This is a genomic window from Blautia sp. AF19-10LB (assembly GCF_003461245.1).
GTDB lineage: Bacteria > Bacillota > Clostridia > Lachnospirales > Lachnospiraceae > Blautia_A > Blautia_A intestinihominis.
This window is the reverse complement of sequence record NZ_QTWS01000038.1, coordinates 1-23,607: the sequence shown is the minus strand read 5'-3', so window position 1 is coordinate 23,607 and position 23,607 is coordinate 1. Positions and strand designations below refer to the sequence as shown.

General features: G+C 42.2%; 18 protein-coding genes. 2 read left to right on the top strand and 16 right to left on the bottom strand.

What is annotated here, in order from left to right:
- Nucleotides 1–9 precede the first annotated feature (9 nt).
- The 7 genes from DWX28_RS16275 to DWX28_RS16245 form a co-directional block, all read right to left on the bottom strand.
- The gene (locus DWX28_RS16275) at nucleotides 10–1,326 is read right to left on the bottom strand and encodes a Na+/H+ antiporter NhaC family protein (protein ID WP_118253926.1); all 1,317 of its coding nucleotides are present in this window, start codon (nucleotides 1,324–1,326) and stop codon (nucleotides 10–12) included.
- Nucleotides 1,327–1,526: 200 nt separating this feature from the next.
- Nucleotides 1,527–2,852: an IS200/IS605 family accessory protein TnpB-related protein gene (locus tag DWX28_RS16270; RefSeq protein WP_118253924.1), complete on the bottom strand. Its 1,326-nt coding sequence runs from the start codon at nucleotides 2,850–2,852 to the stop codon at nucleotides 1,527–1,529.
- A 225-nt stretch (nucleotides 2,853–3,077) separates the two neighbouring features.
- Nucleotides 3,078–4,241 carry an MFS transporter gene (locus DWX28_RS16265; protein WP_118253921.1) on the bottom strand — a complete coding sequence of 388 codons (1,164 nt, stop codon included), beginning with the start codon at nucleotides 4,239–4,241 and terminating at the stop codon, nucleotides 3,078–3,080.
- A 125-nt stretch (nucleotides 4,242–4,366) separates the two neighbouring features.
- Nucleotides 4,367–5,290, bottom strand: coding sequence for an AraC family transcriptional regulator (locus DWX28_RS16260; RefSeq protein ID WP_022213555.1), 924 nt, complete (start codon nucleotides 5,288–5,290; stop codon nucleotides 4,367–4,369).
- Between the two features lie 92 nt (nucleotides 5,291–5,382).
- Nucleotides 5,383–6,120, bottom strand: coding sequence for an ABC transporter permease (locus tag DWX28_RS16255; protein ID WP_118253918.1), 738 nt, complete (start codon nucleotides 6,118–6,120; stop codon nucleotides 5,383–5,385).
- A gap of 3 nt (nucleotides 6,121–6,123) precedes the next feature.
- Nucleotides 6,124–6,876 carry an ABC transporter permease gene (locus tag DWX28_RS16250; RefSeq protein WP_118253916.1) on the bottom strand — a complete coding sequence of 251 codons (753 nt, stop codon included), beginning with the start codon at nucleotides 6,874–6,876 and terminating at the stop codon, nucleotides 6,124–6,126.
- Nucleotide 6,877: 1 nt separating this feature from the next.
- On the bottom strand, nucleotides 6,878–7,804 hold the full coding sequence (locus DWX28_RS16245; RefSeq protein ID WP_022213558.1) for an ABC transporter ATP-binding protein: 927 nt from the start codon (nucleotides 7,802–7,804) through the stop codon (nucleotides 6,878–6,880).
- Nucleotides 7,805–7,992: 188 nt separating this feature from the next.
- Here DWX28_RS16245 and DWX28_RS16240 point away from each other — a divergent pair, with 188 nt between their 5' ends.
- Together DWX28_RS16240 and DWX28_RS16235 are read left to right on the top strand one after the other, a co-directional pair.
- The gene (locus DWX28_RS16240; RefSeq protein ID WP_118253913.1) at nucleotides 7,993–8,712 is read left to right on the top strand and encodes a response regulator transcription factor; all 720 of its coding nucleotides are present in this window, start codon (nucleotides 7,993–7,995) and stop codon (nucleotides 8,710–8,712) included.
- Complete coding sequence (locus DWX28_RS16235) at nucleotides 8,709–10,073, top strand: sensor histidine kinase (protein WP_118253911.1); 1,365 nt, start codon at nucleotides 8,709–8,711, stop codon at nucleotides 10,071–10,073. Before DWX28_RS16240 ends, DWX28_RS16235 begins: the two co-directional genes overlap by 4 nt.
- A 330-nt stretch (nucleotides 10,074–10,403) precedes the next feature.
- Here DWX28_RS16235 and DWX28_RS16230 read toward each other — a convergent pair whose 3' ends face one another.
- The 9 genes from DWX28_RS16230 to DWX28_RS16190 all read right to left on the bottom strand — a co-directional run bounded on the left by DWX28_RS16230 (nucleotide 10,404) and on the right by DWX28_RS16190 (nucleotide 23,602).
- The gene (locus tag DWX28_RS16230; RefSeq protein WP_243002457.1) at nucleotides 10,404–11,690 is read right to left on the bottom strand and encodes a transposase; all 1,287 of its coding nucleotides are present in this window, start codon (nucleotides 11,688–11,690) and stop codon (nucleotides 10,404–10,406) included.
- Nucleotides 11,691–11,722: 32 nt separating this feature from the next.
- Nucleotides 11,723–12,166, bottom strand: a complete 444-nt coding sequence (tnpA, locus tag DWX28_RS16225) for an IS200/IS605 family transposase (protein ID WP_118253908.1) — start codon at nucleotides 12,164–12,166, stop codon at nucleotides 11,723–11,725.
- A 176-nt stretch (nucleotides 12,167–12,342) separates the two neighbouring features.
- Nucleotides 12,343–16,749 carry a hypothetical protein gene (locus tag DWX28_RS16220; RefSeq protein ID WP_118253905.1) on the bottom strand — a complete coding sequence of 1,469 codons (4,407 nt, stop codon included), beginning with the start codon at nucleotides 16,747–16,749 and terminating at the stop codon, nucleotides 12,343–12,345.
- Nucleotides 16,742–17,455, bottom strand: a complete 714-nt coding sequence (locus DWX28_RS16215) for a DUF6063 family protein (RefSeq protein ID WP_118253902.1) — start codon at nucleotides 17,453–17,455, stop codon at nucleotides 16,742–16,744. The genes DWX28_RS16220 and DWX28_RS16215 overlap by 8 nt, the downstream gene beginning before the upstream one ends.
- A 5-nt stretch (nucleotides 17,456–17,460) precedes the next feature.
- A complete protein-coding gene (locus DWX28_RS16210) occupies nucleotides 17,461–19,095 on the bottom strand; it encodes a hypothetical protein (protein ID WP_118253899.1) in 1,635 nt (544 codons plus the stop codon).
- 25 nt (nucleotides 19,096–19,120) lie between these two features.
- Entirely contained in the window at nucleotides 19,121–20,101 is a 981-nt protein-coding gene (locus tag DWX28_RS16205) for a hypothetical protein (protein WP_118253896.1), read from the bottom strand.
- On the bottom strand, nucleotides 20,098–20,307 hold the full coding sequence (locus tag DWX28_RS16200; RefSeq protein WP_158565330.1) for a hypothetical protein: 210 nt from the start codon (nucleotides 20,305–20,307) through the stop codon (nucleotides 20,098–20,100). The genes DWX28_RS16205 and DWX28_RS16200 overlap by 4 nt, the downstream gene beginning before the upstream one ends.
- A 546-nt stretch (nucleotides 20,308–20,853) precedes the next feature.
- Nucleotides 20,854–21,459 (bottom strand): helix-turn-helix domain-containing protein, encoded by a 606-nt coding sequence (locus DWX28_RS16195; protein WP_227945551.1) that lies wholly within the window; start codon nucleotides 21,457–21,459, stop codon nucleotides 20,854–20,856.
- Between the two features lie 400 nt (nucleotides 21,460–21,859).
- A complete protein-coding gene (locus tag DWX28_RS16190) occupies nucleotides 21,860–23,602 on the bottom strand; it encodes an IS1182 family transposase (RefSeq protein ID WP_243002458.1) in 1,743 nt (580 codons plus the stop codon).
- Nucleotides 23,603–23,607: the final 5 nt, after the last annotated feature.

The following is a 23,607-nucleotide window of genomic DNA, read 5'->3' as shown; positions in this document are numbered from 1 at the left end:
ACTCCGGTTTTACATTTTTGTCTTTTCACTTCTCATTATCGAAATGATCGACATAAGCAAAAGGAACATCGGGTAAAAAAGTTTCGGAATGATCTGGAAAGCGGAAATTTCACCACCCAGCTCATTGACCGCTGAGATTGCCACGAGCATCTGTGCACCATATGGAATGATTCCCTGAAAGATGCAGGAAAAAGTATCCAGCAGGGAGGCAGTTTTTCTTGGTGTGATCCCATACTCCTGTGCCATCTCTCTGGCGATCGGATTTGCCATAACAATGGCTACCGTATTATTCGCAGTCGCAATATCCATGGTTCCGACAAGAAGTCCCATACCAAGCTGCCCGCCTTTTCTGCCACGGAAGATTTTGTGGATCCAGCCAAGAAGTGCATCAAAACCGCCGTACTCACGAATCAGCGCACACATTGCCGCTACCAGGATCGCCACCATACAGGTCTCAAACATTCCGGATACACCGGAACCCATATTCGTCAGAAGATCCACTGGCGTGATATGCCCTCCGGCAAGCATGATGATCGCTCCGGAAACAATTCCTGTCAGAAGAACCACAAATACATTGATACCGATGATACCTCCGACCAGCACCAGGAGATATGGCAGTATCTGGAGCAGATGATAGGACTGACTGACATGTCCCTGAATTTCCGTCTGAAAAGACAGGATCAGGATCAGAACAAGTGTGATCAGTGCTGCCGGAAATGCGATCCAGAAATTTTCACGGAATTTATCTTTCATCTCACAGCCCTGTCCATTACAGGCTGCAATCGTGGTATCGGAAATGAAAGAAAGGTTATCGCCGAACATCGCCCCGCCCATGACCGAAGCCACACAAAATGCACGATCGAAACCTGACGCACTGGAAACAGCCGCCGCGATCGGCACCAGAAGTGTGATCGTGCCTACAGAAGTTCCCATCGCTACCGATACGAAACATGCAACTACAAATAAAACCGCCACAGAAAATCTCGCCGGAATCAGCGTCAGCATAAAATATGCCACACTTTCCGCGCTGCTTCTTCCTACCACGCCGACAAAAGAGCCTGCTGTGAGAAAGATCAGAAGCATTGTGATGATATTTTTGTCTCCGACACCATGCGCCATGATCTCAAGTTTCCTGTCAAAACTTACTTCCCTGTTCTGCAGACAGGCAACCAGGATCGCGGCAAGAAATGCGACCACGATCGGTACATTATAGAATCCCATCGGAATCTTCATCACATACTCAAATAAAATGCCAAGGCCCAGGTATAATATGAGAAATACACCAATTGGCAGGAGTGCAATGGCATTACCTTTTTCTTTTTTCATAATGAAAGTCTCTTCTCTATGTTTGTGAATTAAAAACTCTATCCTCACATGACTGAAGTCACGTACTTCCAGGCGCTTTAGGCGCCAGACTAAATATCGGCGGATACGCCTGTAACTTAGGTGCGCAGGTATACGCATTTTCCATGCTGGATACGGCAGGTCCCCACATAACAGGTAGTCCGCTGTATATCTGCCTGCGTTTATGCTGCTCTTAAGTTCATTTCTGAACTGAGTTTTCTCAGATCCGCATAAACACATGAGGTTCTACGCTTTACTGCAGGGACTTTTGCCTCCAGCAAAGACCTTTCCGTTACCGGAAGGGGTTTTAAAAGTTCTCTGATAAAATATCTTGCTCCAATATTGTACGATGCTGACAGGTCGCAATTATATCGTTTTCCTGTCTGAAATACACACAGGCTGTGATTTTTTTGATCACGGGCAACCGCCCCTGTTCCATCATATGCAAGCCTGCTGGTATTCCACGCACAGATCCTCGATATCCGCATCCCATTTCTATGTGCCTGATGTTCACAGCGTTTCTGGATATCCCGTTTTTTCCACAGATGCAGTTTCTGTTTCTTTCTCCCGGATATCTTTCCTTTTGTCTCCAGGTGTTCGAAAACAATTACATCTGCATGCTTCTCTTTTGCATATTTTGTGACTGCTCCTGCAATCTTCCTGCCCAGTTCTATGTTCAGGCGTTTTGCATAAGCCCATCTGCTCTTTGTCTGTACAGATTCATGTTCTCTCTGGAATCTCCGTATCCGTCCCAGTACACGGTACATCCGGTCTTTTTCACTGGGAAAATCAATAAACTTTCTGCCCAGGACAGATCCAGCCGACCGCATAATGGTACAGACTGCATCGGTGTTGATCCCCAGATCTACACTGCAGATGATCTGTTCTTTGACTGCAGCTTTTGTGAGTATCACATCTTCTGTATAAGAAAAACGCAGAAAATATTTCCTGTGTCTTTTCTCCAGTGTCGGGGCGGATGCCTTTTTCCCGATCCAGTTCTTTCTCAGATACTCCATGTCGGTATGGCTTAACCGTACATGAAACCACTTCCAGTCATGCCCGTCATATAGTTTCAGATAAGTAGCATCCTTCCCGACTTCATCCTCCCGGTACATTACATCACGGTAAAAGACCGGCATGGCATGGTTCTCATATACAAGTCTCGGTTTACCTTCTATCTGGCCTGTCTTTTCCCACAACTCCATTCGGGTTTTGTAAGAGGATACACTTCCCAGGGCATGCTGGATGGCGGCCCTTCTCAGATACGAAGGCATCTTTTGGAAACGGATATCAAAATCAAAACGAGCCTGATTCTTTTTTGTTGTATGTATCAGGTGCTCCGCTTCATTAAAACGCTTCTTCGTTTCCGCTATCCTTTCCAGTTCTTCCCATACCTGCGCATAAATCTCTGTCAGATAGCTGACAGCAGACCTGTAAACATCCAGTGTCTGACGGATCGGGATATTCTGTTTTCGTAATTCCACGCCATAGCTGGAGGTAATCTTCATATCTGCTTCCTAACCTTTCTATCTTGTACCGATACAAATAAGTCCTATTTGTTCTTGTATTTTCTATTATACTCCTTATTAAGTCCAATAAAACTCCCTATTTCTATTTTTTTATAAAAAATTTGCGTTTCTAACTCATCACTGGAAGTAACGAGAATGCGACACGCAGTTATTCAAATATATGTTATCGTACATATTTATCTATCATAACATATATACCCTGCATTATAAACAGAAATCGGATTTTGTTACCGTCGCAAAGACAATTGCCGTTCCAGCCGCCGCCATGCATATACCTGCCAGAAGAATCGCACCTGCCCCCTGACTCAAAAGCTGACCGCCGGCAAAATTACCAGCCGCGCATCCCAGCGCATAGGCTGCTGTTATAAATGCCTGTCCTTTTACCATATCATTGTCTCTGACTTTCTCTTTTGCATAGTACACCTGACCAGGTGCCAAAAGCGCGTAGGATGAGATCTGAAAGAACTGTAACAGATAGATCGTCTGTATATTTCCCGCAAAATAAAAGCCAACTGCCTTTATGAAAAAAGAAACGGCTGCTATCTTCAAAACAGTTGTGTCTCTGAAAACCTTCCGTATTTTTTCAAAAAAGAAAATCACCGGAGCTGCTACCATAGCCGCAATAAACAGGGCAACTCCTACATGACTACTGTTACCGCCCAGCGCATTCATGATCACGATCATATAATTTTCCGTCATTGCATGATACATACCCAAAAAAGCAATTCCAAGTAACGACAGACAGTACCAGCGATACTGTCCAAAAAATGCACCGATGGAAAGACTTCTGTGATCTGCACTGACTGCTGATCTGCTCTGTTGGATCTCAGGGAATCCAGCAAGGGCGATCATACTCCCCAGGCGTGCTGCCAATAAAAGCACCAGCATCCACGTTGTGCCAAATTTTGCGATCACCCAGCCAATGATCAGACTTGAGACAGCACTCGCTACTGCTCCAATTCCCCGGGCTGCGCCATAATCCACGAAATAGCCCGCATTGTTGTATGCGACACTGATGGCATTTAATAAGGAAACCATCGCGTCACTGCTCCAGATACTGACCATGTACAAAACAGCCATCAGCATGATAGAAATTCCCGGCAGTAACTGCAGGAGTATGCATACACTGCACAGAACAGACATGATCAGCAGCATTTTTGTCAGGACAAATTTTTCTGCGCGGTCTGCCAGAGATGCCAGAACTGGCTGTGACAGACAGGAACAAAGCCCTGCCAATGCCAGCAGGAATCCTACCATTCCTGAAGGAACCCCTTTGTTCAACAGATACGTTGTTGCAAAAGCTGCTGCCCCAGAAGATGATGCCCAATGTGTAAACTGGATCGCACTGTATCGATAAGTCAGATTCATACATTTCCTCCTTTATGAAAAAGGAGCTGGTTTCATGACCAGCCCCTTTCCATGGTGTGTAATACGAAAAAAGATCTCTCTTTCTTGTAATAACAGGATAATGCATTTTCCAGTGCAAATCTATATTATTCGTGTCTGTTTCTATTACAATCGTGCCATTTTCCACGATATCTTACAGGACTGCAGTTGAAATGCTCCCGAAATAGCTTTCCAAAATAGCTGCTGCTTCCAAATCCACAGTCACTTGCGATCTCTGTAATAGATTTCTCTGTCTCTATCAGTTCCATACATGCCTTCCGAAGTCTGTATTCTCTCATATATTCCAGTGGACTCATATGAAGATTCTCCTGAAACAGTCGGAAACAGACTCTTTTACTTATATGCGCTTCCCTCGCCAGGCAGTCAACCGCTATCATCTCCGTATAATGATCCTGAATATAAGACATCATTGCTTTCATTTTTTCAGCGGTATCTTTGTTTTTGTGTATATCTTCTGTCTCAGCACATGCCAGTTCCAATAAACCAAGCCATACTTCTGTGAGCAGCTGCCGAAGAGTGATCTCATAGCCCCAGCTGCCTTCCTCCAATTCAAAGCCGGCTTGAATCTTCTGCAAAAGAGCCGCCTGCCCGGGATCCTCGGGTGACAGGCAGATCATTTCAAGCCCGGATCTGTCCGTCAACGGACGAATATACCTTTCTTCTATTCGATTAGATATCCCGCCTGTCAGCAGTTCCGAATCAAACAGATGCAGTAATTGCACGGTTCCATCCTTTGTAGAACTCACTCTTGATGAATGCAGTACATTGGAATTAACAAACCCGCCTGTCCCCGCCGGGAATATCCATTTCCCATTTGGCGTTGTATACTCTACTCTGCCACTTTTTATATAGAATAATTCTACTGCATGATGCCAGTGCCAGGGCACGACCGGATCTATATATTTATCAAACTCCACGCAGGAGCAAATATAGGGAAAATCCATAAAAAAATCCGGGAGTAACTCTTCATTGCTTTCCATGATCAACTGAATTCCCTGTATATTTTTCATTTCAGATCTCCCCTCTCCTGTTATTATCTATGCTTTTTCATTCCAGGTTTCTTCCTGTAGTATATCATGTGCCATGTTATTAAGAAACGACTTTATGCCTTTACATCCCTTTTTTTCAGAAACATTCCAGCAACTAGAACCATTGTTACCAGCCAGAAAATACAGCTGAAAAAGAATAAAATATATCCGCCTCCAGACAGCACATCATTACTCTTGTTTGCATTCATGCCTGCCTGCATCAGTGCATAGGGCCAGAACAGAGAAAGACCTTTGCTCCCTGCCAGCAGACCGGTGATGCCGCCCACCAGCCCAAGAAAGATCGGAATGGCAAAGCTTCGGATGACCATAGCCAGCACAAGCTGCGCCGCAATGACCGCAAGTGCTCCCACTGCACCGCGAAGAAGAAAAGCAAGCAGGATCGTCGGTGGAAATCCCGGAAAATGTGCAAAAACTTTTCCACAAAATGCATACAGCAAAAATACAAACAGATGCGTCAGAAGGGCCAGTTTTGCCACCACAACAAATTTCGCCAGAAAAAGATCTATCGGCCTGACCGGACTTGCCATAATAAGATTCCAGTTGTGTCCAAGATGTTCCAGTCTCCACAGATAAGCTGCATAAGCAGCCACCATTGCAGGAAAGAAAAACATCGAATAAAACAATGTATGCTGTGTCCAGAGACTGTACCAGCCATCTTTGAGAATTTCCAGATTCTGCAGATAATTAAAAGTTCCATATATTGCTGAAATGAGCGGCAGTGCAAAAAACAGCCCCCAGATCGGAGACGCATGCAGTTTTCGGTTTTCTGCCTGAATACAGCGCTTTAACATCTTTTACACCTCCTGTTTCTGTACTCTTCGCCATGCTGCATAGAACAAGAGCATGACCAGTACCACAGTAAAAACAAGCAGTCCCCAATTGTACGGCCGCGTTCCATAAGTAACCGTATGTGCAGCCTGGTCCCAGTTCGCAACTTCATAAGTTCCCAGCGGAACAAAATAACCCCAAGGAACAAAATAGCTGACAACCTTTGGCATAAAAGCAGAAAACAGCCCGGTTAATGATGCTATGATTCCTGCACAGAGTGCCAGAAGCGGATTTCCAGCCAGTAGCATGAGCAGAAATGCTCCAAAAAAGAGCATCAGTTCCACCGCCAGTGTACAGCCTGTCAGATAAAAAAGCTGACTGATTGGAAAAGCCTCCGTGTAACCATATATTTTTCCTGTCAGAAATACGCCTCCCATTTCCAGAAAGGTTACAAGCAGAACTTCCATGATGCCAAACAAAGCTTTTCCAAGGAACAGACTCCTACGGCTCTGCAGAGTATAAAGAAGTTTCCAGGTACTTCCTTTGACTTCCATATCCCATAACCGGCTTGCCAGTACTGCCATCACGATCGGAAAGATCAGCACATTGGCAACCGGGATGCTGTAAAACAATGCGCTGTACGCATTTGCCAGTTCATCCGGACCGGGCGATAACAGACTGCCTGTCCACAGCATTACGATCAACGGAACCAGCAGGCAGAACAGCAGATCATGCCTGCGGTGAGCTTTTTGCAATTCTACACAAAAAGCACCTGCCATATCATGCCACCTCCCTGCCGTTCTGTGTCAGACTCAGGAAAATTTCTTCCAGGCTTTTTGTCTCAGAAGTCAGTCCGACAACTCCGACATTATTTTCAGAAAGGGTTCTGACCAGTTCTGCCAATTTTTCATCAGAAATCGACGGCAGCTGCAGGATATCGAGATGATGTGTCATTGGCTGTGTCAGAATACCCTGACGATTCAGTATATCAATGCCTTTTTTCACATCCAGTACCCGGATCTGGATGCCGCCCCGGCTGTGTTTACGCAGTTCCTGCAGGGAACCTTCGAATATCATTTTTCCATGATCCAGAATTCCAAGCTGCGTGACCATCTGCTCCATTTCACCGAGCAGATGACTGGAGATCAGTACCGTCGCTCCGGTGCTCTCCGGCATAGATGCAATGAGACCGCGCATTTCCTGGATTCCTGCAGGATCGAGACCATTGGTCGGCTCATCCAGGATCAGCAGCCTGGGATTGCCAAGTAATGCCATTGCAATGCCAAGTCTCTGTTTCATGCCAAGAGAGTACTGCCCGACTTTGCGGTTTGCGTCGGCAGTCAGATGTACGATCTCCAGAACACGGTCAATGTCTTTGTGGTCGATATCTTTCAAGTCTGCGATGATCTTAAGATTTTCACGTGCTGTCAGATGCAGATAACCTGACGGGGACTCGATCAGACTTCCCGTCTTTCTCAGCAATGCGATGCGGTTTTCCTCATTCATCGTCTGCCCGAGCAGTTTTACACTGCCGCTGGTCGGATGTACCAGACCAAGCAGGATTTTCATACTTGTTGATTTTCCGGCACCGTTCGGACCAAGAAAACCGTAGACGCAGCCCTGCGGTACTGACAGATTCAGATGCTCCACTACGATACGACCGTTGTAGCTTTTGCAGAGGTCGTGGGTTTCGATAACAGAAATCATAATGTTCTCTCCTTTTCCTGTTTATTTTTCTCTTCGACAATTTAAAGCTTACACCGGCTGCCTTAAGCCTCCTCAAATCCTGCCTTAATTTTCGCTTAAGTTTTTGGGATTTTCAGATAGAGTGTTTGAAAGTATGGTATAGTAAAACTGAATTCAAGACTGACTGATGATTTGAAAGGATTCTGATTATGAACAGTATTTATGAAGTTCGAATTCTGATCGTAGATGATAATAAAGATCTGCTCCATCTGCTCTGCGAGCAGTTGTCTGGTGCAGGTTACAGGCATATTCAGACCGCAGCGAACTGTGCTGCGGCAAAAAAATTGTTTGCAGCTGAGATCCCGGAACTGATGATCCTGGATATCAACCTTCCGGACGGCGATGGTTTTTCCCTGTTCCGTGCCCTGCATGCCAAAGCAGACGTTCCGGCTCTTTTTCTCTCCGCAAGAGATGCCGATGCGGACCGTTTATTTGGACTCGGACTTGGTGCAGATGATTACCTGACAAAGCCTTTTCTGATGCAGGAACTACTTCTTCGTGTTCAGCATATCCTGCTGAGAACTTATCGCGCAGAACTCGCCCGCACAAAGTCAAAAGATTTGAAACTTGCAGATCGAAGCGTGGATCTGAACGATGCTCTTGTCACACTTTCAAACGGAGATACGATTCCTCTGACAGCTACAGAACTGGCACTGCTTCGCAAACTGGCGGATAACCGCGGGCATATCGTGACTTATGATTCCCTCTGCTCTGCTGTCTGGGGTGCGGATTACTATGGATATGAAAACAGCCTTGGTGTTCATATCCGACATCTGCGCCAGAAACTGGAGCAGGATCCGAACCAGCCGCGCTGTCTGCTGACTGTAAGGGGCATTGGCTATAAACTGGCAAAGGAGGAACTGCTGTGAAAACTTTTGCCCGACTGATCTGGCGATATGTACTGACCGCAGTTGGTGTTGTCCTTCTGCTGTTGGTCCTGACAATTTCACTTCTGGGATGGATCAGCTGGCGCGAAGGATATCTCCAGCCGCAACGCGAATATTCCTATAGCGAAATTGCAGATTCTATGGTTGAAACAGACAATGGAATGATTTTTGGAGCAGAACATGCTCCGGAAGAATGGATGGACGGTTATGCATGGGCTATGATCCTTGACGAAAAAGGAAACGTGAAATGGAATTATAATCTGCCGGACGAACTGGATAACCATTATTCTTCCAGCGACATCGCCAGTTTTTCCCGCTGGTATCTGGATGATTATCCGGTATTCTGCTGGTCCGAAAATTATGGTCTGTTTGTGGCTGGTCTTACCAAGGGAAGTCTCTGGAAATATAATCTTTACAATTCACCAAATGTTCTCCAGGATATCGTCCACGGTATCCCACTGGTTATTCTTGGCATGCTGCTGTTGGTTCTGATCTTTTGTTTATGGATTGGCTGGCGTGGAACCAAACGCTTAAGAATTGTAGCGGAAGGGCTGGATGCACTGGCCGACGGACAGACTGTCCAGTTACCGACAGATGGTTTTACCGGAGAACTGGCTCAGAAACTGAATCAGACCAGTTCTCATCTACAGAAACGAAATGAAATGCTTGTGCGGCGGGATGACACGCGAACACAGTGGATTGCAGGTGTCAGTCATGATGTACGCACACCACTGGCTCTGATCCTTGGATGGGGAGAACAGCTGGAACAGGATTCTTCCCTGCCCGATACAGTACGGCACAAGGCCGCAGGGATTCGTACTCAATGTGAAAAACTCCGCTCTCTTATTGACGACCTGAATCTAACCAGCAAACTGGAATATGGTGCACAACCACTCCGAAAAGAAACTTTCACCGCCGGACCGCTGTTCCGTGAACTGGTCGCTCAATTCTACGACAGTCCCCTGGCAGAAAACTGCGAAATTACGCTGAATCAGACAAATGCCGCCGAACACGCGCAGATTTCTGTCGACCGTGCCCTGCTCGCTCGGCTTCTCGAAAACCTGTTGAGCAACAGCGTGCGGCATAATTCTGAATCTGTCAAGATCTGTATCGAAACTGAAATACGAGAAAATTTCCTGTACCTGACAGTAATCGACAACGGCAAAGGCTATCCCCCGGAAATTCTTGCGGCTCTGAATCTGCAGGAAACCACTGAAAATACACCGCATATTCTGGGACTACATGTGGTCGAGCAGATTGCCGCGGCGCATGGTGGGAAAAGTATTTTTGAATCAAATTATCCCAGCGGAGCCAGGACGTGTGTCTGGCTGCCACTGGGATGATGTCCCGTATTTTAGAGGTCAGACATAGGTGTCTGGTAGAAGATTATTCCGAATAGAATAACTGTTTCGGGCTTTTCGGCTTATCTGGAATGCTCATTTTAATTAATCCACTGTGAATTAAAAACTCTATCCTCACATGACTGAAGTCACGTGCTTCCGGACGCTTTAAGCGTCAGACTAAATATCGGCGGATACGCCTGTAACTTAGGTGCGCAGTCATGCGCATATTTCCATGCCGGATACGGCAGGTTCCCACATGACAGGTAATCCGCTGTATATCTGCCTGCGTTTATGCTGCCTTTAAGATCTCCATTTGTATATGAAGTTCTTTTAATCCGCATAAACACATGAGGTTCTACGCTTTACTGCAGGGACTTTTGCCTCCAGCAAAGACCTTTCCGTTACCGGAAGGGGTTTTAAACGTTCTCTGATAAAATATCTTGCCCCAATATTGTACGATGCTGATAAGTCACAATTATATCGTTTTCCAGTCTGAAACACACACAGGCTGTGGTTTCCCGGATCACGGATAACTGTTCCAGTTCCATCATACGCAAGCCTGCTGGTATTCCACGCACAGATCCTCGATATCCGCATTCCATTTCTGTGTGCCTGATGTTCACAGCGTTTCTGGATATCCCGTTTTCTCCACAAATGCAGTTTCTGCTTCTTTCTCCCAGATATCTTTCCTTTTGTCTCAAGATATTCGAAAACAATTATATCTGCATGGTTCTCTTTTGCATATTTTGTGACTGCTCCTGCAATTTTTCTGCTCAGTTCGATATTCAGGCGTTTTACATAACCCCATCTGCTCTTTGCCTGTGCAGACCCATGTTCTCTCTGGAATCTCTTTATCCGTCTCAGCACACGGTACATCCGGTCTTTTTCACTGGAAAAATCGATAAACTTTCTTCCCAGGACAGTTCCATCCGACCGCATAATAGTACAGACTGCATCGGTATTGATTCCCAGATCTACACTGCAGATGAGTTGTTCTTTGACTGGTGTTTTCGTGAGTATCACATCTTCTGTATAAGAAAAACGCAGAAAGTATTTCTTGTGTCTTCTCTCCAATGTCGGGGCAGATGCTTTCTTCCCGGACCAGTTCTTTCTCAGATACTCCATGTCAGTATGGCTTAACTGTACATGGAACCACTTCCAGTCATGCCCATCATATAGTTTCAGATAAGCAGCATCCTTCCCTCCTTCATCCTCCCGGTACATCACATCACGGTAAAAGACCGGCATGGCATGATTCCCACATATAAGTCGTGGCTTTCCTTCTATCCAGCCTGTTTTTTTCCATAATCCCATTCGAGTTTTGTAAGAAGATACGCCTCCCAGCGCATGCTGAATGGCTGCCCTTCTCAAATAAGAAGGCATCTTTGGGAAACGAAGATCAAAATCAAAACGGGCCTGATTCTTTTTCGTTGTATGTATCAGATGTTCTGCTTCATTGAAACGTTTCTTCGCTTCCAGAATTCCTTCCAGCTCTTCCCATACCTGCGCATAAATTTCTACCAGATAACTAACAGCAGACCTGTAGACATCCAGCGTCTGACGGATTGGGATATTCTGTTTTCGTAATTCTACGCCATAGCTGGATGTTATCTGCATCTTTCCCTCTTTTCACATAAAAGATTTTTTGCTCAGATATCTGTTTTGTCTTTTTTCTTCTGCCCTTCGATATAAGTAAGGACCTGATCTCTGCTCCTGTCACTGACTGTCACTGCACAATAAGATGGATTCCACAGATGTCCTCCCCACAATTCTTTCTTTAATTCCGGATGGAGAAGGAACATCTGCCGTGCAAGGTTCCCCTTCATAATCTTGATCATATCAGAGATATAAAACTGAGGCTTACAGTCTACGAGCAGGTGGATATGATCCGGCATGACCTCCATCGCCAGAATTTGAAATTTATATTCTTCTGCAAGATCCTGCAGCATTTCCTTACATTCTGTATCAATACCATCTTTTAAAACCTTTTTTCGATATTTTGTACACCATACCAGATGATACTGCAGGGAGTATACATATCCCCTACCATATGAAAGACTGTTTTTATTTATATTAAATATATCTTTTTGCATGTAAACATTATACCATATGTCATCGCCATAGTAAACGTTTGTTCTGTATATTTTTATAAAAAATTTGCGCGTCTGACTCATCACTAAAAGTAACGAGAATGCGACGTGCAGTTATTCAAGCAACTCAAAAAGAAACTCAAATAATTTGAGTTTCTTTTTGAGTTATTAAACATATTTCAAAACAGCATCTCTATCTGCTCGCCAACCTCTATCCGTGCTGTAATCAGTTCATCAGGTTCTTTGCCTCTCTTGTGTTCGGCTTTCAGGTACTGTAAGCCTTTTCGGAGACTTGCAGTAATCAGATTCAGCACATAAATATTATCAAAACGGTTGTAAATAGAGTCACCGCCCAGACCGGTCAGGCAGATAAGCTGCGTGTTGGTCTTTTTTGCCATATCCATCAGCGGAATCAAAAGATGTGAAGCATTTGTCTGTGCAAACGGGTTATCCATAATCAGAACTTTTCCTTCGTTTTTGTTTGCAAAAATATCAGTATCATCCCGTCTCATATAATACAGAAGACTGGAAAGGATAACGAATGCGGACAAAAATCCCTCGCCGCCTGAGTTTCTGGAAACTTCTTTCCATGTGATCGGATATTCTCTCTGTGCTTCAATTTTATAGAGATGGATCTGCACATTTCCGATTCCTACTACCTGATCGTACAGATTTCTGGTAGTAACACTGGAACCAAAAAATTCCTGTGCATTCTCATTCTTTTCAAAAAGTTCCACGCCTTCCTTCGTAATCTTGTCGATAAAGTCTTCCAGTCGAAGGTGATACAGTCCCACATTTTCCTCCCAATCCGGAAGCTGGATCTTCAACATTTTAATATTTCTGTCTCTGATAGTGATTGTAGAATTGTGGTCGATCTTGCCCAGGTTATTGTGGATCTCCTGAATATAATCTTCCATGAGCTCTACAATTCTCTCTTTTTCTCTTTCCACAACAGAAATATCCACTTCCAGTTTTTGCATAAGGCTGTCAAATGACTGTACAGTTGTTTTCAACTGCATCAGAACACGCTGTGCATCATCGACAAGCTCCAGCATCTGTTCCAGTGGTTTCCGGTAAAAGTCATCCTGAAAACTTTCCATTCGAATAACTCTGTTCAAAAGCTGCACAATCTGTTCTTTCTTCTGCCGGGTTTCTCTGATTTTCTGGTTATAATCACGAATAAGAATTCCCTTGAGATTTCGCAGTTCTTCTGAAGTCAGAGTATCCGAAACTGGATCTCGTTCCTCCATTTCTACTGGAATCAGTTCGTTATATTCAGAAAGTGCTGTCAGGTTTTCTTCATAACTTCGAACTTTTTTGGCCAGAAAATCAGCATGTTTTTTCTCTTCTTTCTTCTGGTAAAGAAGCTGGTTCCTTCGTGCTTCAAAGTCCTGTCCCTGGATCTCGTTCCTGGACAGCGGTTTTTCTTCTCCACATACAGAGTGGATTCTTTTCTGCAGATCATTACTCTTGCTCTGAGCAACTGCTGCCTTTTTGTCTGCGTCATTCCACTGCATATCTTTTGTCTGGATTTTTCTTTGAAAGTCTTCTAGAATCACTTCCTGATGTGATTCCTCTTTTCTGTCATAGATTACATCCGCCCACTGCACTGGTTTCAACCGATATTTTTTCTGAAGATGCTCAAGTTCATTCTGTTCTCTCTGGAAACGGCCGGAAGCTTTGGTTTCCCGCTCTTCCAGGTCTTTCAGTTCCTGAGAAAGGACAGAAGTGATAGCCTCATAACGTGCCTCCATTTGTTCTACAGATATTTCTTCCGGCAGAGTATACTGCCCGGCCTTTTCGTATGTAGCATATCTGGTATATTTCTCATTGAGTTTTTCGGCTTCCCGTTCCAAAATATTTAACGTATTTTGTGCCGTTTTCTGTTCTTCCAGAAGTTTTGCCTGCCGCTCCTTCGCCAGCTTTTGATTTTCCTGAAAACGCTGTTCTTCTTTTTTACATTTTTCCAGAGCTGCTCTGTTGCTTTCGTATATCGCATAATCCTTTTCAAGCTGTCCAAAATCCGCGATACGCTGTTTCTGGTTCTGAATTTCCAGACCTGTTTTTACAATGAAATCCTGCAATTCTTCGTGTTCTTTTTTTAGTCTGTCAAGGTTCTGTGCCGTTTCCAGAATATCTTTCTCAAGATTTTGTTTTTCTTCTTTCAGCTTATCCAGAATCTCCTGGATTTCCTGCCATTTTTCCTTTGTTACAGACTGATTCTTGAGCACTTCCTGTCTCTGAAAATACTCTGCATATTCTGCTTTGCGGACTTTTACTGCCTGTGCAGTTTTTTCCAGTTCCTGTTTTTTCTCCCATATCATTTCCTGAAGTTTTTCTTCATCCAGAAGATTTTCATTAAACAGAATATAGAAGCTGATTCCCGGAAAATGTACAAGTTTATCTGTATATTTCTCCTGGATTTCTTCGATTTTTTCCCTTTCTACAATCGGCACCGGAAAAGACGTACAGATATTTCTGCCGCTCTTTGCCAGCTTTTCCATCTCCTGTCCGGACAGGATCAGTGCATATGGAAGGAATGGATTTCTTCGCACAAGTTCCTGGTTTTTCTTCTGTGAATAGCCGTTTTTTTGGAGCCATTCCATACCATAAACGATATGAATACCCAGATTATCCAGTTCTTTTTTCAAATCTTCCGGCAGTTCCAGAACCTTTCCACTGGTAAGATTCTGATACTCTTTCTCCAGAATATCCTCTTCTTTTTCCAGGCTTCTTCGCAGTTCCTCCAGCTCTTTCAGCTTTCGCTCTGATACATTAAGAATTCTGTCACGATCCAGAAGATATCCTGCTTCCATGTCCAGATACTTAAGAATATTTCTCCTTGTTTCCAGTTCTTTCTCATAAAGCTGATATACTTCTGTCTGTCTCTGGATCTCTGCTTTTTTATGAACCAGTGCTTCTTTTTTATCTTCCAGGCTGCGCTCCTGGCTTCGAATCATCTCTTTTTCGGATTCCAGTTTTTTCTGACTTTCTGTACGTTCTCTTACGATTCTGGTCAACTCCTGCTCATAGATCTGATGTCGAATTTCCAGCGTTCCGGCTTCATAAGCTCCCACAATATTCCGTACAAGTTCTTCCTTATAACAGGTATTAAACTGCTCTTCCTGGCGGCTGTACACCTCAATCTGGCTCTCCAGTTTTCCTTTTTTGCCATAGCAGTCACGTATTTTTTCTTCCAGATCTTCAACTCTGCGACTTTCTTCTTCTGCCTGTGTTCCGGTTTTTTGAATATATTCAGACTGAATATTCTGCTGTTCTTTATTTTCAAAAAGATATTTTTCAAAAAGAGTTCTGAGTGCAAAACCAAGTGCCTTTCGTTCCGGTTCCAGATCAGCTCCCTGTTGTCTGGCTGCTTTGATCTTTTCCCTGAGAAGATCCAGTTCTTCCTTTTCTTCTGCCACGGACTGCTGCTGTCTGGCACATGCCAGAACATGAAGTTTTTCCTCTGTTTCTGCCGCCCGTTCCTGGAGATTTTCCCTCTCCATATCGATCATATCCCGGTTTCCCAGATGAAGATTTTTTTCGTCTTCGCTGGCATAAAATTTACTGGAAAGCTCCTCATATTCCACTCTGGAAATATCCTGATCCAGCTTTTCCATAGCGGATTCTGACTGTCTGTATTCCTCTTCCGTTGTCTGCAAAAGTCCGTTTATATCATGGATAAACCAGGCAATTTTATTCTGCTGTCTATTTTCCTCCTGCTCCGCACTTCGGTATTCTTCTGTCTGCTTCTGAATTGACTCTGTTTCTTCTTTAAACTGACGAATACTGTCTCGTCGCTTGATTTTGGAGCGGTTGTCTTTATATTGTCCGGCATATTTTTCCAGAATAGACTGAAACTCCTTGATACGGTTTTTGTCTCTGTTTAATTTACTTTCAATTGCTTCCAGAAACCATTTTTCTGTCAGACCTTTTTCATCTTTACAGTCAGCAAAAAGATCCGAAAGTCCGGATTCTTTTACATTGATTTTCTTAATAATTGTTTCCCATTCTTTATAATTGATCTGATATTCCAGTAGTTTCTCGAAGTACTGGCGGGACTGTGCATAATTGGTCAGATCATAGTAAAAAAATTTCATATCCCGGTCTTTTTTGTAGCTTTCAAAAAGCTGCCGACAGGAATTGAAATTCTTGAGAATCATCTCTTTTTTTCCTTTTTCCACTACAGGAAGATGGCGGATATCCTGGATGCAGGACTCCTGATACTCACTTATAATTCCAATGATATCCAGATTTTCTTTACTCTCTTCCTGCATATCCTGTGCTTTTCTGACCATCAGACCTGTAAGGACATAACCGGCTCCCTGATCCAGTGCCCACTCCACGAGAATGAAGGATGGCTTCGCTGTAGTAAAATAACTTTCAAACGGACGGTCTTTTGCATTACGATATCTGCTATGTACAAAAGGGGCTGTCAGCATCTGCACAAGTACAGACTTTCCTCCTCCGTTCTGCAACGAAATCAATGTACTTTCACCGTTAAAATAAAGAATTTCATCACTGATACGATTTGCGTTATTGTTATAATTTACATTGATCAGACGTACTGCATTAATCTTACTCATCTTTTGCCACCCCCAGTACTCTCAAAACTCTCTGATAATTATTCTGATTCAAAAGATTCCAGTCCATAAAATTATCCAGTTTTCTGGTCGTCTTTATCATTTCGTCCTGCACTACATATTCAATCAGCCCTTGTTTCTGAAGGAACATGAGAATATTGTAGATAAATCCTTCTTTGGTCGTTTTGGCTCTGGAACCTCTGTCATCGGATTTCAGTGCTTCATAGGTCTGATAAAGCACCTGAAAGGAAATTCCTGCTGTATCTTCCTTCGTTTCTTCTTCATCTGCGCCTTCTTTCAGGCGAAGCGAAATGCAGTTCATAAACTCTCCCACGCGCATATATTCTCTGGATTTACTGCTGCTTCCCTGCCCGTCAAAAAACTCCACAAGTAATGTAAGAATTGCAAACTGGGACAGATAATAGTCCTTATCTGTTGCTGCTGATTTACATAATGCAGTCTTTAACTGCTGCTTGGAAAAACCAAGGAAATTATTCTCTTCTTTTGGAATAAGATAGACCACATTTCCATACCGTTCTATATTACTGCCTGCTATCTCTCCCTGAGACTTTACCAGATTTCGTACTGCTTCTTCTTCTGCATATGCCTTGTACAAAAGAAGCTCATCTTCTTCTCTGAGTTCATGATGCTCCAGAAGATAATAAAATATTTCCTGGCTGGTGCGTATTTCTTCTGCTTCGTATGCCATATCTGTTATTCCTCGTTTCTTACAATCCTGATCAGGATATTTGAACAGCGGATGCTCTTCGTTTCTCCCACTTCCGTCTGTACGTTATCAAAAGTAACAGTGTTTCCATCTTCAATCCTGTACACTTCAATCTTGCGTATTTTCTGGTCTGCAAATCTGCTTTCTGAAAGCTGTAAGAGCATTTCACTTAACTGAAAATCTTCTGTCTGTTCCTGAATGAATTCGCTTCGTTCCCTTTTGATTTTTTCTATATCGATCTCTTTGTTTCGTATCAGCTCAACCATGATTTCTTTAAAAATCTCTACACTGGGAATGAGCTGTTTCTGAATTTCTTTGGAAGTAATTTCATCTTTATGGATTTTATTCTGCAGATTCAGAAGTGAAATTTCGCCCTCCGAAACAGCCTGTTCTAGAAGAATTCCCAGGCTGTTTTCGTACTGTTTCATCTTTTCTTTATGCTTCTGTTCCTGCTCTTTTCGATATGCCTCTTCATCAAAATCCAGAATTTCTTCTATATCTTCTTCCTCATTTCTGACGGAAGGTTTCTGATATAGCAGCGCTTTGTTCAGATTGTAAACTTTTTCAGGTTCCTGGTTAAACAGAGGTCTGAGAAAATAATCCAGATTTTCAAGGGCTGCCGGATTTTCCAGCACTTTGTCATAAAACTCATTACGAAAAGAAAACCGCCGAATCAGTGATACCTGAGACAAAAGTTCCAGTTCTCTGGTATAAAGTGCCTTGAGATCAAAATGACTGCTGAGGATTTTCTGATGTTCATCAATGGTACGATTCAGATAACTCTCAATAATGCGAAGGTTCTCCAGATTTTCTTCTTCCTTTTCTCCGAGGCGACGCACGTTAATGTTTTCTTCTTCCAGTTTCTTAACACGACTTCGCACAAGTTCTCGGTATTTCTGAAATTTTTCTTTTGTATCACTGATCGTATCCAGATTTTCCAGCAAAATCTCTTCATAATCTCTGACAGAATAATTCAGTGCATTTCTGCGGATCTTGCCCATTGCTTCCTGAATTTTCTGTAACTGAATGCGCATCAGATTAAATACATTTTTTATCTCATCCACAGCCTTGTCATAGCTCTGTTTCTCCAGATGCATCTGAAAGATCATTTCATGGATGGTAAGTTTCATATTATTTTCTATTTCAAGGGTAGAAAGGATGAGATTGTATCCGTCATCCGTCAGATAATAAGAGGTTCGACGAACCTCCTGATCAAGATATACGATTCGATTGGCAACATAACTGATGTGCATGATATGATAATCATTCTGGTCAAAATCGTATCCATCAAAGTACATGGCACGACCTTCGTTGGACAGGATCACATTAACAATAAAATCTCCAAGTTTCCTGCTGTCCTCATAGGAAATTTCTTTATGCAGATATCTGCTGTTGATGGTATCAATATACGCACCGATGTCATCCATCGTACAATTTTCTTCTTTCAAAGACTGTTCCATAATATAAAGCATTACGGCAAAAATAAGATTCATCTGCTCATCAAACTTAGCGAATCCGAACTGTTTCCACGATGTTTTCTGCATGCTGTTCTGGATAAGTACCGCATACAAACCCACATTTTTCATTCGCTGGGGAAAATTTTTCAGAAATTCGTACAGCACTGTCATCCTCCTTCTGGCCATGATATCAGAAATCTGTGGTATTTAATATTTCCTGCGGAATATATCTGTCTTCTTCCAGGATTTTTTTCATCTTGCAAACAGTCTGTTCATCGAAATACGCAAAAAATTCTGAACTGATATTTCTGTTCTGGCTTTCTTTTGTCTTTGGTAATATTTTTACGGATTCAGCTTTCCTGAGCATTGCCTTATATGCAGGTATAAACGGAATTATTTTCCATTGATCTTTAAACTTTTCGGCAAGGTTTTCATAAATTCCAATCCCTTCATAATCCAGATCCCCGAAATATAATATCGTGTTTCCCGGATGCTTCATATATGGCTCTGCACACAAGTCAAAATCCTGAAAGGAACGAATAATTCCTTTCCCCGCACCATAAATTAATGTTCCTGTTTCTATATTAAAAATTTCAGTATGTCCACTTAATAAGTGATTTCTCATACTGAAAAAAGGATCCTTATTCTCCAGAATCAGAAGATTCTGAGGAACATTTCTTGTATGTGTATAATATGGCAATGGCTCTGTCGTTCGGTATACATTCAGGGATTCTACATTTATCCCACAATGTTTCAGGATTTTCTTTCCCTGTTCTCTGTCAAGAAACTTTTCTCTGTTCCATATTTCAAAACTTCTCTCATTCAGAGATTTCGGGATTTTTATTCGATCCGAATCATTTTTAAGATATTCATCCAACAGGACCACCCATGTACGTTCTTTTTCATAAATATCCGGATGTGCCAGGTAGTAATCTACTGATATCTTTGTTGAAAGAGTATATTTCAGTTCTTCTATATAAACACTGTAATCTTTTTGCTCTTCCAAAATCCAGTATTCCCGATAAAGTGCCGGCTTCTTGCCATTTGTTCTGGAAGCTTTTACTGGTTTTATCTTTTCTTCCTGTAATAACTTACAGACGTATTCGTATTGCTCCTGATAAGAAAGATTTTGCCTGCTGTGAATAAGGGTTTCCAGTGAGATTCGTTTCATAAAAAGTCTCTCCTCTCAAAAATTCTTTCGACCTCATTCTGCAGGATTTCCCATCCGTATTCAATACATTTTTCCTCAAAATATTCAATATCGAAATTTTCTATGAACTGCTCGATTTGTTGAGTATTTCCTTCATATCCATTGTCTTTTAATAAATACTCTATATCATCTCTGCTCCACTGAATTGTTGATATTACTTTGTCCATTTTATTTTCTCCACCTGCTTTGGCTTCCATGGTAACATTATACATCAGACCTTTGCTTTTGTACAACAGGAAATATCATTATATTCCAGTATAACAGAAAAACCCGTAGAACCGAAGTTCTACGGGTATCTTATGATTTTCTCTCCAAAATACAGTGAAAAACGGCTGATTTACACCATGTATTTTTATTCGCCTGATTTCTTGGCACCGGACACCCTGGTCGAAAAAATTCTCTTCCACGACTAACAGATGCTACTCTACTAACTTTATATTGTGCCTGCAGTTTTTAACTGTTATAATCGAAACATGGGTGCTACCATAACGGTAGGCGGTTAGTCCTTCTCCAGAGGGTTGCAGAGTGCCAGTGGCACTCGTTTTGCAACGACCGAAGTGAAACGGAGACCTGTGACCCTCTGATTACATAGAAACCTGTAAAGGAATCCAGTGGAAAGGAGGGCTAAGCCAATGAGTATTATTGACTTCATAGCAGTGTGGAAATGTCAAAAAGTTCTTTTTCCATAGTATGTAATACGAATTTGAAAATACTTATAAGCCGAAAAAATACACCAGTACCAGCTTGATCACAGCAGCTCCACCAAAAGCAACAACTGCAGTTACAACTAATTGCATAGGTTTTGGGAAATTTTCGAACACAAAAACTTTCCTACTCTTGCTCCGCACCTTGCTTAAAGATCCTGTCGTAAATGCTGCCATCATTATGACTGACACAGATACCAAGGTCTCACAATAGCCGGCAAGCTTTCCTAACACATCATTATACATATATGCACCTGTTTCATGCAGAATCCAGTATAGAACCAATGCACAAACTCCCATGACACTTTGGAGCTTCATTTCCTTAAAAATCTTCTCTTTCTCTGTAGTTGCATAATCTGACATTGTTTTAGCAATTTTTCTTTCTTCTTCATTCATCATCTCGCTTTTCCTTTCTCCACTGATAATCTCAGGAATGCTGATATCATAATAATCTGCAATATCCACAAGAATACTGATATCCGGCATATTGTTTCCGGTTTCCCATCTGGATACGGTCCTTCCAGAGACATTTAATATTTCTGCCAACTGCTCCTGTGTAATGCCTTTTTCTTTGCGAAGTTTTTTTAAAAAATTCCCGATTTTTACTTGGTCCACCTCAACTCCTCCTTTCATCATCAAATATAGGATCTGTTATCTGCAAATAACACGACACAAAGCGAGAAATGTCGTATTTTCACTAATAGACACAGTTGTCTATGCGTTTTTCATTTTTTCAATTATACAAACTGAAAGTTGTTGGGTTCTTTACATAGATTAAATATCAATTTATCTCTTACATTTTATCATATTCTATCCCAAAACTCTATTCTTAGATTGCCAAAGGAGCTGTCGATAAATAACGTTTTTTAGAGCTGACAGCACCAAACAAAAATATCCTGACAGTTACAGAGCTTTCTTGCTCTACAACTTGTTCAGGATATTTTTATTTTGATAAATACTTTCTGTTTTTGGCCGCAAAAAATCCTTGTTTGGATTTTTTCAGCCGCATTTTTTTCTAGGCAGTTTTTCCTTCAAATTTTCTCAGTTTTTCGTATAAAAAACGATGATATTTATTTATATTTCTTCCAATAGCATACAGCATGAATTCTTTATATACCTTATCTGCCGAACGGTAATTAAAACGCCGGAAGTTCTCATTTTCCTTGATATCTCCAAAATGTCCTTCCGTCTGAATGGAACGTGTCTGGCGTTTCAAGATCCCGCGTTCACTCTGGATATTGGCATGCGATCTTTCTTTCAGTTCCTCCCATTGTTCATTGATCTTCATGACTTTGTTCTTTTCGGCATCTTTCTCCGCATCATACTTATACAGACAGCGCGCTTTATGTTCACATCCGCTGCAGTCTGCACAACCATATACCTCAAAGGTCTGTGTATATCCATCCTGCTCTTTGCTCTCTGTCCTGAGATGCCGCAGTTCACGTCCGTCATGGCAGATATAGAACTGTTCATCTTCAAAGATCCCTGTCCTCATGTTGTAATATTTACTGATATCTTCTGAATAAGCGCGTGTTTTTCGCTTTTCATGATCCTGCAGTTTTATATAACTGGATATTTCATTCCGTTTTAAATAAAGCAGATTTTTTTCACTACAGTACCCGCTGTCCGCAGTTACTTCTTCCAGAATACTCCCGAAAGCATTCTTATGTTTTTCAAGGACCGGGATCAGGGTATTATAATCGGTGCGGTCGCTGCTTACATATCCATGTACGATATAATAATTCTCTACCGCGATCTGAACATTATATGCTGGTTTTAACTGTCCGTTCAGCATGTGATCTTCTTTCATACGCATAAAAGTCGCTTCCAGATCTGTTTTGGAATAACTGTTTCTGTCTTTTCCCATGATCTCAAAGCATTCTTTATATTCCATCAGTCGTTTTCCGCATTGTTCCAGTTCCTCATGCAGCTGTTGAAGTGCAGGTTTTCTTTTTCCTTTTCCGTAAACGAATTCGATTCCCTCGTTGTCTGCGATCATCGTGAGATTGTTCTGGAGTTTCCGTATTTCAAGCGGTGAACAGTTATCGATCTCTATAATACGGTTATTTGAAAGCTTTTTATGTTTTACAAGCTTTCGTTTTCTGTTCTTTTCGATCACTTCCCGGACTTTATCCATCCCTTCGATCACAAACATCTGTGCATTTCCCAGCTCGTACTTTGTTCCATAATCATTCTCCTGCAAAAAAGAATTATATTTTTCAAAAAGCTGGTCGATAGAGTCCAGAAGTCCTGCCAGATGGTAATTGATGCTTCCGCGCCATACAAAAGTATAACGGTTTGCATTTGCCTCTATCTTTGTACCGTCAATAAAAAGTTCTTTTAATGTGACCAGCCCTTCTTTCTGCAGCCGCCGCATAAACTGGTAATTCAGGTCATCCAGGACATCAGATGTCAGCTTCCTGTTTTTAAAGTCATAAAAAGCATCACGTTTCGGTTTTTGTCCGCGCGTCAGCCAGATAAAAGCAAGGTCTCTTTCACACAGATCAACAATACGGTCAACAGAACGTATTCCACGCATATTTGCATAGGTAACTACAGCATACATCATAATTGGGTTGTACCCGGTTCTTCCCTTATCTGAACAATTGGCTAACAAGCCAGAAAAATCTAATTCCTCCATCACTTTTTTCAGGGTATAGACTGGATCGTCGTCAGGTAAACTCAATTCGAAGAAACTAAAGTTACTTGTTGTGCTAGATAAAATAAAATATAAAGAAACTTCAACAAAATGTGCTATCTTAT